The sequence below is a fragment of the Vibrio sp. HENC-03 genome, from assembly GCF_000305755.2.
GTDB classification, from domain to species: Bacteria; Pseudomonadota; Gammaproteobacteria; order Enterobacterales; family Vibrionaceae; genus Vibrio; species Vibrio owensii.
The window spans coordinates 532,355-549,445 of the sequence record NZ_JH976064.1 but is presented as its reverse complement, the minus strand read 5'-3'; the positions used below and the strand labels follow the sequence as shown (position 1 = coordinate 549,445).

The window sequence follows — 17,091 nt, the reverse complement described above, 5'->3', positions numbered from 1 at the left end:
GAAGAATACGAGTAACAATGGGTGAGCGAACGCGACGAGGAGAGAAACATGAGTGGCTTACAGGAAACACAATCAACAGGTGCAAATGTTATCTTGCACGCTTTTGATTGGAAGTATGCTGACATTGCCCAACGCGCAGCGGAGGTCAGCGAGCTAGGTTATGGCTCGGTATTGGTTTCTCCGCCGATGAAAAGCGCACAAGACGAACGCTGGTGGCAGCGTTACCAACCTCAAGATTATCGTGTTATTGACAATGCGCTCGGTAATACCACAGATTTTAAAAACATGGTTGAAGCACTCAACCGTGTAGGTGTATTGGTTTACGCCGATGTTGTCTTTAATCACATGGCGAACGAAGCCCATCTACGCTCGGATTTACAATATCCGCGCCAAGCCGTGATGGACGATTACCAGCAAAATGCAAGCAAGTATCAAGATCTGATTCTATTCGGTGACTTGTCAGAACCGCTGTTTGATGAGAATGACTTCGTTGAAGCTTTTGGCATTAAAGATTGGAAAGACAAGTGGGAAGTTCAAAATGGTCGAATCTCGGGCGGTCCAACCGATCCTGGGTTGCCGACTTTACGTGTGTGCAAGCATGTTGTTGAGCAGCAACGTACTTACCTGAAAGCGCTTAAGGCTCTGGGGGTGAAAGGTTTCCGCATTGATGCCGCAAAGCACATGACGCTAGAACACCTAAAGTTGGTTTGGACCGAAGACATTACTCAAGACGTTCATATCTTTGGTGAAATCATCACAGATGGTGGCGCGACAGAAGAAGAGTATGAGCTGTTCCTAGAACCGTATTTGAAAGAAACACGCTTAGGTGCATACGATTTTCCGTTGTTCTCTACCATCTTTAAGGCGTTCTCTAAGAAGGGTAGTTTTAAGTCTTTGATCGACCCGTACTGTTTTGGTCAGGCTTTATCTAACCGTCGAGCTATAACTTTCGCAATCACTCATGATATTCCAAACAATGATGTGTTCCTGGATTTGGTCATGGATGAAGAGAACGAATGGCTAGCGTATGCCTACATTCTGGGACGCGATGGCGGTGTTCCGCTTATCTACACGGATTTGGATACCAGTGGTATCAAGGGTGTGGATGGTAAACCAAGATGGCAGAATGCGTGGAAGGACGCACGTATGGCAAAGATGGTGGCATTCCATAATCTTGTTCATGGCGAGCCAATGACGGTACTGGAAGGTAACGACGATATGTTGGTACTTCAGCGCGGCGAGAAGGGCATCTTGGTACTCAACAAATCTGCGCGAGCGCAATCACTGCAACTGACAGTGAACAAGGCTCTGGTTGATATGATGACCGGAGAAGAAGTGCCTAGCGGTGAAGAGATTAAAGTGGCGGCGAAATCAGCAATGCTGCTTGTAGAAAAGTAATACCCCTTAGAAGCGCAAACAGCTTTGGAGTTTGCGCTTCTTTTTTCCTTATTTTGTCGCTTGGGATTTAGTCGACGACTTTAGCGACGATCTTTCCGACCGTTCGTTGCTGACGAATAGACACTAGAGCTTGAGCGACGTCTTTTAATGCGACGACTTCCAATTTAGGCACCATGACTTCACCACGTTCTAGCATGTGGGAGAATTCCACTCCAGCGTTAACGATAGAAGCAAAACCTTTTTCACCGTGAACATGACCAGAGCCTAAGCTCAGTTGGTGGAAGGTGAGCCCTTGCAAAAATGCACCTGGGTATTCGGTTGCACGCGTTGTTCTTACTAGTTCTACCATTTCACCTTCAAAACCAAGCACTGAAGCACATAGAATGTCGTTGTCGCCGCCAACGCAGTCCAATGATACCTCTACGCCAAAGCCTTCAGTGACAGCCATGATTTGTTCACGTACATCCTCTTGCTTGTAGTCAATGACGTGTGTTGCACCCAATGAACGCACAAACTCGTGGTTTGCTGCAGAGCTTGTAGTGATGATGGTTTCTACACCGAAGAAGCGAGCGAGCTGAATGGCAAAGCTGCCCACGCCACCAGAACCACCAGCAATAAAAATGCTCTTACGTGTAGAAATGTTAAGTTTATCAACGAGCGCTCGATAAGCCGTCCAGCCCGCACAAGGTGACGCGGCTGCGACTTCTGGAGCGACATCAGGGTGTGCAACCAACGTACGTGAGTCTTGAATTGCGTATTCGGCGAAACCACCGCTCATTCGACGCATGTTGCCATGATAGAGAACGCGATCACCTACCTGCCAACCCGATACCTTGTCACCGATGGCAACGATTTCCCCCGAAACATCGAGGCCACCAACGAAAGTATCGTCCATACCATCGACCATCTCGTGCCAAAGATTCACTTTCGCATCGACAGGGTTGAGCCCAACGGCATGAACTTTTACTAACACATCTAACCCACTCGCAAGCGCTGGAGTGTCGATGTCGGTATAGGTGAAGGTATCTTGATCTTTTTGGTAAGTGATCGCTTTCATTCTTTTCCCCAAAGGGCACTTGCCCGAAAAACAAAAATCCAACGGCGCAATCACCGTTGGATAGCTTTGATGATTTATTGGTATGCGCCTGCTGAGTAAGTTAACTCGTAGCTGTGGCTGTAGATTTCTAGGATGTTGCCGAACGGATCTTCCATGTAGATCATGCGATAAGGTTTTTCGCCTGGGTAGTAGTAACGGGGTTCTTTCATGCGCTTCTTACCACCTGCCGCAACGATCTTTTCAGCCAGACCTTCGACATCAGGATCTTGGACGCAGAAATGGAAAATCCCAGTTTTCCAGTATTCAAAATTATCTTCAGGATTTTCTTGGTTCTTGAATTGGAACAGTTCGACACCAATTCGATCCCCTGTTGATAGGTGAGCGATACGAAACCGCTCCCAGCCTGCGCCAAAGACATCAGTACACATTTCACCGATCGCACTGTCGTCTTCGACGATTTCAGTTGGCTCCATAATCAGATACCAACCCAGAACTTCGGTATAGAATTTTACGGCTGCTTCTAAATCGGGTACGGAAATACCAATGTGAGAAAACGTTCTTGGATATGGGATAGACATAACCTTTGCCTCTTCTGTGTGTTCATCCTGTTCAAAGCATATTAGCTAGTTCAATCTTTATCCAAAAATTATCATTTGTTCTCATTGTAATAAATTTATGTAATCAATGGTCTTTAATCAGGGTGGCACGATCGGCAAGTAAGATGTCATCTTTTGCCAGTGTGTGGCGCGATTGGATTGCATAAACTTTATCCATACCAACAACGACGTTAGCTCATACTAAGAGGACAAGCACATGACAAATACAGCATTAATTACAGGCGCATCAGGTGGTATTGGTGAAGAATTAGCGCGTATACACGCAGAGAAGGGGGGAGACTTAGTGCTTGTTGCTCGTTCTAAAGACAAGCTAGAGGCACTGGCATCAGAGCTTCGCGATAAACACAAGGTTGAGGTTGCTGTGATTGCAGAGGATTTGACTCAGGCTGACTCTGCTGCACGTGTGTTTGAGCAAACCGAAGCGCAAGGCTTGCAAATTGATGTGCTGATTAACAATGCAGGCTTTGGTGGACACGGAAAATTCCATGAACGCGAATTGGTGGCAGACCAAGCCATGATGCAACTTAATATGGTGACGTTAACCAATCTGACGCACTTGTACCTGCAAGGCATGGTGGCACGCAATCGCGGTAAAATTTTAAATGTGTCATCAACGGCGTCGTTTATGCCGGGTCCATTACAGGCCGTGTACTACGCAACCAAGGCTTATGTTACATCGTTTACTCAAGCGATAGCGGAAGAGCTTAGAGGCACCAATGTAACGGCGACAGCGTTGTGTCCGGGTGCAGTAGCGACGGGTTTTGTTGCTGCCGGCGATTTGCAAGGTGTGGAAGTGTTTAAAAACGCCAAGTCTCCTCGTTCTGTTGCAGAGTGTGGTTACAATGCGATGGAACAGGGTAAGTTAGTGGCCTTCAACGAAGGTGGTTTGAAGTTCATGCTTGAATGGATTGTGCCTTTCCTACCAAGAAAATTGGTGCTAAAAATATCGCGTCAAACCATGGAAAAAAGTGCTTAGGAATCAAATATGATCAAGCGAGCGAGTCAATTCACTGTGCCTCAGAGTTGGAAAGTGCTGCTTAACGATATGGATATCGATCCGCAACTGGTGCTGGCATACGCCAAGTTACCTGCCGACTTGTTCAATCGAGAAAAGGCAACGCTTAGCCCAAATGAGTACTTTCAGCTTTGGGTCGGAGTTGAACAAGCGTCCGGTGAGCGCGAGATGCCGTTGCTCCTTGCTGAACATATGTCAGTTGAGGGGTTTGACGCCCCAATTTTTGCCGCTATTTGCAGTCCGAACTTGAACACCGCACTCAAACGGATTCAGCAATATAAACCGTTGATTGGACCTATGGTAATGACGTTAGACGTTGCCGATAAAGAAACAAAACTCAGCATCAGTTGCTATGGCCAAGGACAAGCTCTACCTAAATCTTTGGCTTTGACAGAAGTGGTGTTCTTTACCCAGTTAGCACGTTTAGCGACGAGAAAGCGGATTCAACCGCTACAAGTTACGTTGCCTGAGCTTCCCAACAACCTTGAGGAATACCAAGCTTACTTTGGTTGCCCGTTGGTCAAAGGTGATGACGTAGAGGTGCGATTTAAAGCGGAAGATGCAGTGCATCCGTTCGTGACTTCAAATGCGCAAATGTGGGGATTTTTCGAACAAGGGTTGAACCAGAAACTCAAAGATCTTGATGCCAGTGCCTCAACAGTTGAGCGCGTTCGAGCAGTCTTGATCGAGTCATTGCCTGCGGGGAACAGTGCTATTGAAATAGTGGCTGACAAACTGGCAATGAGTAAACGTACATTGCAGCGTAAGCTCACGGCAGAAGCTGAAAGTTATCAATCCGTGTTGCAAATGGTGAGAGCTGAGCTGGCCGATCACTATTTAGAGAAGTCTCAAATGTCACTGGGTGAAATCTCGTTCCTACTGGGATTTCAAGAAGCGAACTCATTTATTCGAGCTTACAGCGCTTGGAAGGGAATATCTCCTGGGCATTATCGAGACCAGTGTCCTTAAGCACAAAATGAATAGAAAGGCAAAGCGCCGAACATGTCGGCGCTTTTTTTGAATGGTGCTTTTGTCCACACACCTTTCAAGTTCTGTTTTTTACGTAATCTGAGTTATTTCACTAAGTGTTGACCCATTACGCCATCGCCTTTTTCTAAGCGAGATGAAATGTCACCAAACAGATCCGGTAAATCGGCTTTGATGGTGTAGTTATGGCCGTCATTCAACTTATTAAAGTCCACTGAGTACTGCGTGTAACTGTCGTCATACTGGTAACGCACGTTCATTACTTTTTGGTCTAGGTTGTACACCAAACCATAGATGGTTGCGTAGCCACGCATTTCGCCATTCACTGGGCGGTTTGCCGCATCCAATGGGATTTTATAGGTCACACTATCCAGTTTCGCAATGCCGTTGGTGTAGCTGCTAGGCTCTTTAAGTTGGTCCTTCATGTAGCTGTTCCAGATAAAGCGTTGAGCAGAATTAATGTTACCCGGGATCGGGAACTCACCATTCACATCACTCTTCGCTTTTGGTTGCGCTTCTTGCCAGTTTTTCAAGTGTTGCGCGTACTCTGGGCTGTTAGTCATCACGTCATATTGTTTGCCATGATGAACTTGCCATGCGCCGTCGATGTATTCCAACACAGCAGAGTCACCACTTGCGTCTTCTAATGAATAATGCCCCTTCATTTCGATGCCATTGTGGCTGAACTGTTGGATTTGGATTGAATCTAGATGCTTCAATGCTTCATCAACGGATGCAAAGCTATCAATCAAATAGGCGACAAAGCGCGAGTTTTCAATTTGTTGTTTGCCAGCTTGTGGGGCCCCTGGGTTTTCTTCATCCAAGAACAGGGCATTCGCCGCAAAGCCTTTCTCGTTAAAGCCATCAATAATGCCCACGCCGTAAATACTTACACCGATAGAAGCGTATTTCGATGTCCACGTAAGCGCATCGTCTTTATCGTAGCCGCGGTAGGTTTGGCCTGCGTGACGAACATCAATGGTTGGCTGATTGGCTTCCATCCAATCCATGGTACGAGAGACAAATACACCGTGGTCTTGAGTCTCCCAAACCAAACGTGAACACGCATTTGCTGCGGTAGAGATGCTGCCAACTGCCATTGCAACAGATGCTGCTAGAAGAACTTTTTTGCTAAAACCTTTCATTGAATTGCCCTCGTAACGTTTCAATACGAGGTCATTATTACGTGTGATACTCACCATGTAATCTCAGTTATGTTGCAAAGTTTGCAACAAAAGAATGTCGGTTGAGCTAAGATAAACGGGTTTATTGTTTGAGGAGCTTCCAATGCCCAGAGCCAGTTTTGATCAACTTACTGCATTTGTTGCTGTCGCGGAGCATGGATCGTTTAGCCAAGCCGCAAGGGTAATCGGGAAAGACAGAGCGACGCTGCATCACCAAGTCAGCGATCTCGAAATTGATTGGGATGTGATCTTGTTTGAACGCAAAGGAAGAACGCCAGTCTTGACGGAAGTAGGAACGACGTTACTTACTCAAGCCAAGCATATTCTCTACCAAATGCAGTCTTTAGAGCTTTCTTGCGACAGCTACTCTCAAGGGGATGTTCCGGAGATAACGATTTGTCATGACATGTCGGTACCGTGTGATGCCATAGCGGACATCGACCTGTCTATGCGTAAGCAATACAAGAGTACAGCGATTCATTGGTTACATCGCAGCCGAGATGAAGCGTTAGAAATGCTTATGGCGAAACAAGCGGATTTCGCGGTGGTGCTCAACAGTGGTAAAGCGTTTCCAACCGAAGGGATGTCTTTCATTAACTTGGGCTACCCAAGGTTTACCTTCTATGCGCATCTGAAAAGTCCGATAGCGCAGAAACCCGTTGTGACTCTGCAGGATCTCGCGTCGCATCATCAGTACATTGCAGAGAATTTCAGTACCAGTGCACTTGGTAATCAACAGGTGATGTCACCAAATGTCTCGCGAATCAGTAACATCGATGTGTTGATGCGATTATTGAAAAATGATGGCTTTGCCTTGCTTCCTCATCATTTAGTGCAAGCTCATGATGATAAAGGCGAGTTTGTCCCGTTAAACATCGATTTTATGGCAAACGAAGGTCGTGCAGGCTATGTGTTACTAAAGCGAGGCAATACGTTAAGTCCTGTGCATCAAAAGCTGGTGGCGTTGGTGACCGAATGGTTTGATAAACAGGTGTAAAAGCCAGAAATTCCCGTTTTGGATTCATACTGGATTAAGAAAGCACTAATCGTAGTGATATGTCACCATCATCGAGGATGCCATCCTCTTGAAATCCGAACGCACGATAAAGCTTACCTGCCTGCTGATTGGAGGGTTTATGCATCGTGAGTAAGGTTTTCCCGCCAAGTTGTTTCACTTCTTCAACGAGCAAACTAAGTACTTGCTTTCCAACCCCTTTGTTCTGGTGATCTTTGTCGATCATAAAGCGGAACAGCCAGTAAATAGAGTAATCAAGCGGCTCGTCTTCATGGCAAAACGCAAGCAAACCGATCACCGTCTCTTGCTCATAAATCACTTTCAATCGGTAGTCGGTTTCAAAGCGTGACTGAGCAATCGTAATCGCGTTGGAGGCAAGGTTTTCTTCTTGTTCTGGGTGAAGATTGAGACGAATACAATCTAGATAGTTTTCTTTGGTGAGTTCTCTTAATGAGATCATAAATATAAGTTTCCTTCTTCCTTAAAGCAGAAGAAGTAAAGCTTACTATTCAGCAAGATAGCAAATGAGAGAGCGGATGAAGAGATAAAGCTGTGATTGAGTTCATGGATAGGCGACTCAATAACGAGCCGCCAAGCTATCGGTATTCATTGCGAGGTGGGCATTCAGCGAGGGATTAACATTTATCGCAAGAAGCACCGTTTTGGTTGCAATCTGTCATACGACCTTGTTTGTCGAACGAGAAACTGCAACATTCTTCAAATAGCTTTTTCAATTCGACACGTCCTCTCTGTACGCGCGATTTGAGGGTTGAGTAGCTGATACCTTGCTCTTCGGCCAACTTCTTCTGGCTCATGCCTTCAAGCTCTATAGAAGAGAGCAGCTGCGATTGCTCATCTGGTAATGCTTGCACAAAGGGCGCAATGCACTTTGACAGTTCTTGTTTCAGGTTTGATTCTTGCTCTTCAAACCAAAGATCGTCAGCAATGAGGTCATTATCACGCTGATTTCGAGCGCGTTTACGGTAGAAATCGATGATGGCGTTATTCGCGATTTGGAAGAGCCAAGATTTGACGCTTGATACATCACGAATATCCGCAAGGTTTTGATAAGTCTTAAGTAAAATCTCTTGCTTTAAGTCGTCTACATCATCTTCATTGCTGACTTTAGAGCGCAAGAACGCATGAATAGCGTGTTCGTATTCGCTCCAAATTGATTCGAGGTTAGCAGTTTTCATTGATGCAACACTCGTCACGCAAGAAACCAATAACCGTATCTAAGCATTCATACTCAGCAACACAATACAAAGTACGACCTTCACGACGCTGACTGATTAAGCCGGCTGAGGCTAGGCTCGAAATGTGATGAGAAAGGGTAGAGGCTGGAATACCAAGTTTATCTTGTACGCCACCAACCGCGATTCCTTTATAGCCTGCTTTGACCACCTCTTTATAGATACATAAACGGGTAGGGTGTCCTAGCTCTTTGAGCGCTTTTGCTACAGCTTCGAGTTCCATACTGACCTCTTGGAATGACAGACGATAAATACATTTCGATGATAGTGAAAGTGTGGGTGAATAGCAAACAAGAAAAATCACCTAGTTAATTAATTGATTATTAAGACTTTAAATTATATTTCGATATTTATCGAAATATAATGATTGACGCGTCGATTTTTAATTCTATAATTCGAGAAAAATAGAAATGAAGAGTTCAGCTTCATTAGGAAATTTACAGTTACTGATGTGATATCAGTAGGAGAATCGATATGAATCCAGAAATCATGACCATGGCTAAGGAAGCGCTTGATATGTTTGCGTTTCTAGCAACCGAACTTATCATCCTATTCCTAGCGATTAGCTACATCGTGGGCGTGTTGCAAGATTTTCTAACGCCAGAAAAAATCCAATCTATCCTGAGTTCGAAAAAGGGTAAAGGTTACTTTATCGCTGCGCTATTAGGTTCGATTACGCCTTTCTGTTCGTGTTCGACCATTCCTTTCTTGAAAGGTCTATTGCGTGCAAGAGCAGGTTTCGGACCTATGATGGTGTTCCTATTTGCTAGTCCACTGCTTAACCCAGTGATCATTGGTTTGTTTGTAGTGACCTTTGGTTGGAAGGTAGCGGTATTCTACTTTGCTATCGCGATGACAGTGTCTGTGGTTGCAGGCTATGTTCTTGAAAAGCTGGGCTTTGAACGTTACGTAAAACCAGAAGCGTACGAAGCAGCAGGCACCTCTTCATGTGGTACATCTTGCGGTGATTCAAGCAAGAAAAAAGAACAAGCAAAACCAGCATCAAGCTGTGGTACTAGCACTTGTGGTGAACCTGCACCAGTTGCAGCAAAAACATCATGCTGTAGTGAGCCAGCGCCTGTGGTAGCGAAAACATCTTGTTGTGGTGATAGCGCACCAAAAGCAGAACCTAAAGTAGAAGTGTCTTGCTGCTCATCAGACGGTAGTGCAACAGCGACAATCGTGGAAGAAAAAGAGCCTAGCCGCTGGGTACGTATTTGGCACTCAACTTGGAAAGACTTTAAACAAGTATTCCCTTACCTAATGATGGGTATTGCGATTGGTTCATTCATCTACGGCTTCATCCCAACGGATCTTATTGCGGAGTACGCAGGTGAAGCGAAGTGGTACGCGATTCCAGTAGCAGCAATTATTGGTATTCCATTGTACATCCGTGCAGAGGCAGTTATTCCACTAAGTGCGGCGCTAGTACAAAAAGGTATGGCACTGGGTTCAGTAATGGCACTTATCATTGGTAGCGCAGGCGCAAGTCTTACAGAAGTGATTTTGTTGAAATCAATCTTTAAGAACCAAATGATTGCAGCCTTCCTATTCGTTATCTTAACGATGGCAATGGGCGCAGGTTACCTATACACCTTCATCTTTGCTTAATTTAATTAAGTAAACTGAAAAACAAAAATCCCCAAGTTTCGGCTTGGGGATTTTTAATTCTGAAAGACTTAAAGCTTATCGCTCACCAAGCACTTCAAACTCATCGTAAGTTAGGCGAGACAAACCATCTTCTTGAATTTCCCATAACTCTTTGTGCACGACACCAAACGCTTTGTTCATCGTCCAATCTGAAGTAAGAATGTAGCCATTTTCGCTGTCTTTTTCCCACTTAGTGTTGGTGTAATCCACGCTGTTAAAACCTTGGTCCATGATGTTCTGCCAGAATGCTTGGATCGCTTCACGTCCCTCAAAGGTGCCAAATGGTTTTGCAATCATAACTGCATCTTCAGCGTATTGTGCTGCACAGCCCGCAGCGTCTTGATTATTGAAAGCGATTTGCCATGCTGAGATGCCAGCTTGAGCGCGTTCTAAAACTGATTGAGTCATCCTGAATATCCTGTGATTGGTGTTTGTTTATGGAGTAATGATAGAGTTAGAATTAAGATAGAAAAACAAATTAATAAGAATTGAATGTTCTGTAAAAAAGAACAATAAGAAAGGGCGATGAATAAGCTGCGTTTGATGTCTCTGTTCGTTCATATTGTCGAGTGTGGTTCAATCTCCAAAGCTTCCGATAAGTTAGAGCTTTCTAAGTCAGTGTTGAGCTCTGCTTTGAAGCAACTAGAGCAAGAGCTGGATACTTGTTTACTCAAACGTACGACCAGAAAGCAAACTCTGACCTCGACGGGCGAACGCTTTTACGAGCAGTGCGCGCAAATGACAAAACAAGCAGAAGCTGCGTGGTTAGAAGCCACAGAGTTAAAGCAAGTGCCAACGGGAAGGCTTACCGTCACTGCGCCACATGCACTAATGCGTTCAATAGTGTTGCCTGCTTTAACGAGTGCTTTTGCTGATTACTCTGATGTGCAGTTAAATTTGATCAGTGATGATAAGCATGTGGATATTGTTCAACAGGATATCGATCTTGCCGTACGAGTAGGGGCTTCTGGTGATTCAAACATTAAACAGCGCAAAGTAGGACAGTTTTGTGACGTCTTGTGTCGTGTGAAAGGCGCGCATACTGATTTTGAAAGTGCGCCTTATATTGCTCAACATTGGCAGCTTGAACCTGTTATTCATGCGTTTGCTTCCAAGGAGCCAGAACATCAAATTCAATATCCAGTGAAGCACCGAGCGAATACCGTCTTTGATGTGGCCAGTCTGTTAGAAATGGGGTTAGGCGTTGGTATTTTGCCTGACTTTATGTTGGAGTCGAACTCGCTTCTTGAACCTGTACCCGGTGCGAAAGCGTCAAAGGTGAACCCAATTTATGTATTGCATCCCTACCAAGCGCATGTGCCGATGGCAGTGACAATAGCAATAAAGGCGATTGAATCGCGCATTGACGAAGTCATTTTATGTAAAAACTGACGGTTAACGGGGCGAACACTCAGAGTCGGTTTGGAATTAAAATTGATGGATTTTTATTCAGGATCAATCTTCATTATTTTTTCACCCCACGTTCAAAATGCCTCGACTACACTGTTTGATGAGTTGTCAGTTGGCAGACCAAGGAGGCAGCCATGATTGCAGTTCATCGAGAGTATTGTTTATCGAATAGCCCAGATTTACACGCCCATGTTGAAGTCAATCCCGTCGGTAAATTGGAAGTTGAAATTGTCGAGCTTCATGAACACCACACCACCGAGTTTGATGATCTTTCTTTTGAAAGTAGTGGCGCTCAAACGCGTATTTGCGGGAAAGAAGACACCGTTCCATGGCAGTTCAACCTAGCGAAAACCGATGCATTAGAACTGTCGCATTTAGTGGATGAAGCGAACGAAGAGTATGAGACATTGATGAGCGATCTCATGTAGCTCCGCTTTTTCGCAGGCAATAAAAAACCTCCCATAGGGAGGTTTTCGTGTTTATTGAGCGTCTTCTTTCGGTAGATGAAGCTCTTGGACGTTTTCTTCGTTGAAGTCGTCGGCATAGCCTTTTGGTGGCGGTGTCCAACCACGTTCAGAACGGGAGAGTTTGTCGTGACGATCTTTTTGCATCTCTTCTGCCATTTTTTCTTCAAGGTGAATAAATAGCTGACGGAAGTTGTTGTCGTAACGTTCACCCTCTGAGTCATCGACCCATGCTTCATAGAGCATGTTGGATTTACGATCTTCAACGCGGCGATAAGTCGATTTTTGTTGCTCAGTGAAGAACGGATGAATACCAATGGCTTTCATCGCGTGACCACCAATTTCCAATGCAGAATGGTAAGTCTCTGATTCGATGATATCTGCGCCCGCTTGACGTAGTAGGTAACCATGTCCGCGGTCAAATGCACGCGCAATCACAGTCACGTTTGGATAAGTGTGCTTGACGTATTTAACCAACTCAACGCTCGATTCTTGATTATCTATCGCGACGACAAGCGCAGAGGCATGCTCAATACCTGCCGTGTGTAGCATGTCTGGTCGAGTCGCATCACCAAAATAAGCGCGAGTACCAATTTGGCGCATGTTATCAATCTGGCTTGCTTGGTGGTCGAGTACAACCGTTTCCACGCCATTAGACACCAACAAACGGTTTACGATCTGACCAAAGCGACCAATACCTGCAATGATGACGGTACCTTGCTCTTCAATCGTGTCACTTTCACGCTCATTCGATTCACTTTCAAAGCGAGGAAGGATCACCTTATCAAATAGAATGAATAGGCCCGGTGTTAGGAACATAGAGATCGCAACAACCAATGCCAGTGTTTGTGAGAGCTCGAATGGGATTACGTGGTTTTGTACTGAGAAGCTTAATAGCACAAAGCCGAATTCACCCGCTTGCGCCAAGCTCAAAGTAAACAACCAACGGTTGCTGCCTTTGATACGGAAGATGAACGCAAGTGCGAATAGAATCGCTGCTTTCAGAATCATTACGCCTAGCGTTAGACCGATTATCAAACCAAAGTCGCTGAACAGCACTGAGAAGTCGATGCCAGCACCTACCGTGATAAAGAACAAGCCAAGTAGCAAGCCTTTAAACGGTTCAATGTTTGATTCCAACTCATGGCGGAACTCACTGTTCGCCAGTACTACACCTGCTAAGAACGTACCCAGAGCCGGAGACAGACCCACTAGGCTCATCAAAGCTGCAATACCGATCACCAGCATTAACGCAGTTGCAGTAAAGATTTCACGCAAACCAGAGCTTGCTACGTAGCGGAACAGTGGACGACTTAGGAAATGTCCGCCAACAACGACGATAGCAATAGAAGCCGTAATCACGAGCCCGTATGCCCAGCCAGGAAGTCCAGCAACTAGGCTAAGTTCTTCATGATGCTCTGCGGCTGCTTGCGCTGCAGATTGTGCTTGTTCTACCAACTCAGGTAGTGCTAATAGCGGAATAAACGCCAACATTGGAATTACGGCGATATCTTGGAAAAGCAGCACCGAGAACGCGTTCTGACCACCCTCTGTTTTGGTCAGTCCTTTCTCGCTAAAGGTTTGCAGAACAATCGCGGTGGAAGAAAGCGCGAAGATCAAACCGATCGCTAATGCAATGGTCCAAGATTGGCCAAAGTACAAGGCAATCGCCATGATCAGTGCGGCAGTACCACCAACTTGTAGGCCACCTAAGCCCATTAAGCGGTTACGCATTGCCCACAGCATCTTAGGCTCAAGTTCCAAACCAACGAGGAACAACATCATAACCACACCAAATTCAGCAAAGTGTTGAATTGTCGTGGTTTCTTCACCTACGAGGCCAATAATAGGGCCAATGACCACACCCGCAATCAAGTAACCTAATACCGAGCCTAAGCCTAGACGTTTTGCTAAAGGAACGGCGACGACAGCGGCAATAAGGTAAACAAAGGCTTGTAAGAATATCCCTGTCATGATGCTTCCTTAATCAGTTGTGGTAATGCACTGTTGAGTTTGATGAGCGATGCCGCTGCTTCAAGATCAAGTGTGTCATTGACGAGCGCATTGAGCAGCGTTTTGTAGCGTTCAACATGCTGTGGAATTCGATCTTCTTCTTGAGCGGTACGGGAACCAAACAACGCAAGTGGAGCAATGTAGTTCATCCCTGTCAGCGCCGACATTTGCTCGATAGGAGCTAATAGCTCACGGATGGTGAAGTGGTTGTAGCCTTCGGCTTTATATGCCTCTTCTTTACCACCTGCGGATAAGACACAAAGCATGGTTTTGCCATGAAGCTCTGTACCTTCCGAACCATAAGCAAAGCCGTATTCTAAAACCAGATCTTGCCACTCTTTTAGAATGGCTGGTGTGGAGTACCAGTACAGCGGAAACTGAAAAATCACCACATCGTGGTCGCGTAAACGTTGTTGTTCTCGGTCAATATTGATATTGAAGTGCGGGTACTCGGCATAGAGATCGACACAAGTGACACCTTCAATCGTATTAGCTGCTTTAAAAAGGGGAGCATTCACCTCTGAGCGATGCTGGGAAGGATGCGCAAAGAGAATCAATACTTTTTTATTTATCATAGGAATCCTTGCTATGAGTCTAAACCATTTTTGGTATAAGAATGAAAGACTTTGATTGTTGTAAGAAACTGTAACCCATAAACCTTATCCTATCTACTTTAGTGATTGAACATTGGAAAGTTAAAATCACTTTCAATGAAATATAGAAAATCTTCACGGGGCACTGCTTTTTATCTTCCCTAATAAACGCCAGAGCAGCTCCTTTATTAGAGAAAGATGGATGCACTTAACGGAAGTTCTCAATCTACAAATTTGGTGTGGGTTATCTCGTTTAATGTACTAGGTTTTTTACTCTACTTTTTGAGAATCAACGCATAAAAACCAACACTGGATATCCTCACACCTGCATCAAAGAAGTTATCTAAAAGCCCGCATCCGAGCTGATACTAGGATAAGCAAAACGACTTATTTCAAAGCCATGTAAAATGATAAGCTTGATGAATGTTGTAAGCGAAGAATGCCGCAGATTAACGTTTACTGAGAGCAGGGTGTTCATCGGAACGGCGTATTTCGAATTTTATAAACGCCAACTTGATCGCCGCCATTGTTATTTTTCCGTCATAGAAGCGTAGCGAGCGCAAAGAATTCATGCGTTAAGATTGGAAAGTACGCAAATCTGTTCTTATGCTGAATAATAACCTCAAGTTATTATCGACGTGGAATATGGCCAAAGATCTCTTCTCAAACCTCGACCTGAATTTGCTCCGAACATTCATCATTTTGCACCAAGAGCGCAATATGCGCCGAGCGGCAGAGCGCTTGTTTGTTTCTCAACCCGCCGTGAGTAAGGCATTGCAGCGGCTGCGTGATCATTTTGAAGATGAGCTGTTTGTGAAAACCCATCATGGGTTGCGGGCTACGGAGTATGCGAATGATTTAGCGGAAAATCTCGCGCCGTTACTGGATGAAATCTCTATCACGCTCAATGGTTCTAAAGCATTTAACCCATTAGAAATGAACGGAACCATCAAGATCGCGCTAGCACCATTTATCTTGAGTTCTTACGCCAGTGAAATCTGTCAGGCGATTCGACAAGCAGCGCCAAACGTTCAGATCCACTTGCTGAATTGGTCTCGATCCACCATGGATGAAATCATCAAAGACGATGTTACGCTTGGTGTGAACTACGAAATCAACCACGCTCCAAAAGAGCTACTGACGAAAATGATCGTCAAAGACACCTTCTGTGCGTACGTGCGAAAAGATCATCCGTTTCCCGGTGACCGACTACAAATCTCAGATTGCAGGGATTTAGAGTTTGCGACCGTGATTGCGGCCGATTGGAACTCCAGCGTGTCGTTTTCTGAGAAGATAATGAAAATCAAAGGCGTAGAGCCCAAAATCGCGTTTCGATCTGAATTGCCGTCGGCCATTATCGACGTGGTGGCAAACTCAGACATGGTTTTTCCCGCTTCAAAAACGGTGAACGTGGATAAGATCTCTCAATTACGAAGATTGGATATCGAGTTCGACGGTATCGTGATTGAGCCTTGCTTGCACGCTTACTATCACCATAAAAATCGCCGTAATGAAATGGTTCATTGGCTACGTAGCATCATCACGGATGTCATAACCAAACATCTGGAGCGCTCGCAACAGCAATAATAACCCTTGGTTATCACCCTCTCTACCTTTGTTTATTAATAACCCGCCGTTAAGTGCGGGTTTCTTTTTAGCGATTAGAGTAATAAAACACTGCTCAATATACTTCTCTTCATCGGGCAGGGAGTCCACTTTTCTTGCAAGAGGCATCCCTGAGTTTCGACAAATTAAGAGAGTAAATCATGAAAGTTAAATTACTGAGTGCAATCATCGCGGCGACATTTCTAGCTGGCTGTTCTTCATCAGGTTCAGATTCCTCAAATGAACCAGTAGGTGTTGCTTCTGTTCAAACCTTTGATGGCGAGCATTTTGATGGCATGGCTATCCAGGGTGATAACGGTGAGGTTACGACAGTTGCAATCCGTGGCGAAGAAGGAAACACCGTATTTAACGTCGGTGGTGAGCTTTACTACACTGATGGCGAGGTGGTTAAAGATTCATCAGGCAAAGTAGTGGGTCACATTGAAGTCCGTAATAACGAACTTATCTTTGTTAGTGATGATGGCTTCGTACATTTAAGCGTTGAAGATGGTCGCCTTATCGTAGAAGAAGCGAAACTAAACCCTGTTCATCCAATTGAACCAACACCAGAACATCCTATCGCTGGTTCACCTTCTAACCCGATGGAGCCGATTCCAGAGCATCCAATCGCGGACGGTCCAGTGAATCCAATTGAGATCACGCCTGAAAACCCTATTGAGGCGACGCCTGAGCCTGCAATGGAAGCATCGGCGAAGAGCTTAACGCCGGAACAGCGCGCAGAATTGAAACAAAAGGTTCAATCCCTATCACAAGAGCAACGTCAGGAAATAAAAAGAGCGATTCGCGACCGCGTTGAGCGCTCGTAAACC

Annotated in this window: 18 protein-coding genes; 9 read left to right on the top strand and 9 right to left on the bottom strand. The window is 45.2% G+C overall.

The features are described 5' to 3' along the window. Positions 1 to 48: 48 nt before the first annotated feature. Entirely contained in the window at positions 49 to 1,398 is a 1,350-nt protein-coding gene (locus VCHENC03_RS20805; RefSeq protein ID WP_009704836.1) for an alpha-amylase family protein, read from the top strand. Positions 1,399 to 1,465: 67 nt separating this feature from the next. Here VCHENC03_RS20805 and VCHENC03_RS20810 read toward each other — a convergent pair whose 3' ends face one another. Both VCHENC03_RS20810 and VCHENC03_RS20815 read right to left on the bottom strand, forming a co-directional pair. Further along, positions 1,466 to 2,455: a zinc-binding dehydrogenase gene (locus tag VCHENC03_RS20810; RefSeq protein ID WP_009704835.1), complete on the bottom strand. Its 990-nt coding sequence runs from the start codon at positions 2,453 to 2,455 to the stop codon at positions 1,466 to 1,468. A 74-nt stretch (positions 2,456 to 2,529) separates the two neighbouring features. Further along, entirely contained in the window at positions 2,530 to 3,033 is a 504-nt protein-coding gene (locus tag VCHENC03_RS20815; RefSeq protein WP_005441115.1) for a lactoylglutathione lyase family protein, read from the bottom strand. A gap of 235 nt (positions 3,034 to 3,268) precedes the next feature. On the opposite strand from VCHENC03_RS20815, the gene VCHENC03_RS20820 reads away from it, so the two are divergent. Together VCHENC03_RS20820 and VCHENC03_RS20825 are read left to right on the top strand one after the other, a co-directional pair. Then, positions 3,269 to 4,048 carry an SDR family NAD(P)-dependent oxidoreductase gene (locus tag VCHENC03_RS20820; RefSeq protein ID WP_009704834.1) on the top strand — a complete coding sequence of 260 codons (780 nt, stop codon included), beginning with the start codon at positions 3,269 to 3,271 and terminating at the stop codon, positions 4,046 to 4,048. A 9-nt stretch (positions 4,049 to 4,057) separates the two neighbouring features. Next, entirely contained in the window at positions 4,058 to 5,056 is a 999-nt protein-coding gene (locus VCHENC03_RS20825; RefSeq protein ID WP_009704833.1) for an AraC family transcriptional regulator, read from the top strand. Positions 5,057 to 5,160: 104 nt separating this feature from the next. On the opposite strand, the gene VCHENC03_RS20830 is transcribed toward VCHENC03_RS20825, so the two are convergent. After that, a complete protein-coding gene (locus VCHENC03_RS20830) occupies positions 5,161 to 6,276 on the bottom strand; it encodes a linear amide C-N hydrolase (RefSeq protein ID WP_032802119.1) in 1,116 nt (371 codons plus the stop codon). Positions 6,277 to 6,361: 85 nt separating this feature from the next. On the opposite strand from VCHENC03_RS20830, the gene VCHENC03_RS20835 reads away from it, so the two are divergent. Then, a complete protein-coding gene (locus VCHENC03_RS20835) occupies positions 6,362 to 7,255 on the top strand; it encodes a LysR family transcriptional regulator (RefSeq protein ID WP_009704831.1) in 894 nt (297 codons plus the stop codon). A gap of 34 nt (positions 7,256 to 7,289) precedes the next feature. Here the strand turns inward: VCHENC03_RS20835 and VCHENC03_RS20840 are convergent, their stop codons facing one another. The 3 genes from VCHENC03_RS20840 to VCHENC03_RS20850 all read right to left on the bottom strand — a co-directional run bounded on the left by VCHENC03_RS20840 (position 7,290) and on the right by VCHENC03_RS20850 (position 8,749). Further along, positions 7,290 to 7,733: a GNAT family N-acetyltransferase gene (locus tag VCHENC03_RS20840; RefSeq protein WP_009704830.1), complete on the bottom strand. Its 444-nt coding sequence runs from the start codon at positions 7,731 to 7,733 to the stop codon at positions 7,290 to 7,292. A 175-nt stretch (positions 7,734 to 7,908) separates the two neighbouring features. Continuing rightward, positions 7,909 to 8,469, bottom strand: a complete 561-nt coding sequence (gene sigZ, locus VCHENC03_RS20845) for an RNA polymerase sigma factor SigZ (RefSeq protein ID WP_009704829.1) — start codon at positions 8,467 to 8,469, stop codon at positions 7,909 to 7,911. Further along, positions 8,456 to 8,749 carry an ArsR/SmtB family transcription factor gene (locus tag VCHENC03_RS20850; protein WP_009704828.1) on the bottom strand — a complete coding sequence of 98 codons (294 nt, stop codon included), beginning with the start codon at positions 8,747 to 8,749 and terminating at the stop codon, positions 8,456 to 8,458. The genes sigZ and VCHENC03_RS20850 overlap by 14 nt, the downstream gene beginning before the upstream one ends. 251 nt (positions 8,750 to 9,000) lie before the next feature. Between VCHENC03_RS20850 and VCHENC03_RS20855 the strand changes: the two genes are divergently transcribed. Continuing rightward, entirely contained in the window at positions 9,001 to 10,137 is a 1,137-nt protein-coding gene (locus tag VCHENC03_RS20855; RefSeq protein WP_009704827.1) for a permease, read from the top strand. A 75-nt stretch (positions 10,138 to 10,212) separates the two neighbouring features. On the opposite strand, the gene VCHENC03_RS20860 is transcribed toward VCHENC03_RS20855, so the two are convergent. Beyond that, positions 10,213 to 10,584: a YybH family protein gene (locus VCHENC03_RS20860; protein WP_009704826.1), complete on the bottom strand. Its 372-nt coding sequence runs from the start codon at positions 10,582 to 10,584 to the stop codon at positions 10,213 to 10,215. A 117-nt stretch (positions 10,585 to 10,701) separates the two neighbouring features. Here VCHENC03_RS20860 and VCHENC03_RS20865 point away from each other — a divergent pair, with 117 nt between their 5' ends. After that, complete coding sequence (locus VCHENC03_RS20865; protein ID WP_009704825.1) at positions 10,702 to 11,568, top strand: LysR family transcriptional regulator; 867 nt, start codon at positions 10,702 to 10,704, stop codon at positions 11,566 to 11,568. Positions 11,569 to 11,720: 152 nt separating this feature from the next. After that, positions 11,721 to 12,014 carry a hypothetical protein gene (locus VCHENC03_RS20870; protein ID WP_005442525.1) on the top strand — a complete coding sequence of 98 codons (294 nt, stop codon included), beginning with the start codon at positions 11,721 to 11,723 and terminating at the stop codon, positions 12,012 to 12,014. A gap of 51 nt (positions 12,015 to 12,065) precedes the next feature. On the opposite strand, the gene VCHENC03_RS20875 is transcribed toward VCHENC03_RS20870, so the two are convergent. Next, entirely contained in the window at positions 12,066 to 14,024 is a 1,959-nt protein-coding gene (locus VCHENC03_RS20875) for a monovalent cation:proton antiporter-2 (CPA2) family protein (RefSeq protein ID WP_009704824.1), read from the bottom strand. Then, the gene (locus tag VCHENC03_RS20880; protein ID WP_009704823.1) at positions 14,021 to 14,638 is read right to left on the bottom strand and encodes an NAD(P)H-dependent oxidoreductase; all 618 of its coding nucleotides are present in this window, start codon (positions 14,636 to 14,638) and stop codon (positions 14,021 to 14,023) included. The genes VCHENC03_RS20875 and VCHENC03_RS20880 overlap by 4 nt, the downstream gene beginning before the upstream one ends. Before the next feature lie 663 nt (positions 14,639 to 15,301). On the opposite strand from VCHENC03_RS20880, the gene VCHENC03_RS20885 reads away from it, so the two are divergent. Together VCHENC03_RS20885 and VCHENC03_RS20890 are read left to right on the top strand one after the other, a co-directional pair. Continuing rightward, positions 15,302 to 16,243 carry a LysR family transcriptional regulator gene (locus VCHENC03_RS20885; RefSeq protein WP_032802248.1) on the top strand — a complete coding sequence of 314 codons (942 nt, stop codon included), beginning with the start codon at positions 15,302 to 15,304 and terminating at the stop codon, positions 16,241 to 16,243. Between the two features lie 179 nt (positions 16,244 to 16,422). Further along, positions 16,423 to 17,088 (top strand): zona pellucida protein alpha, encoded by a 666-nt coding sequence (locus VCHENC03_RS20890; RefSeq protein ID WP_009704821.1) that lies wholly within the window; start codon positions 16,423 to 16,425, stop codon positions 17,086 to 17,088. The last annotated feature ends 3 nt before the right edge of the window (positions 17,089 to 17,091 follow it).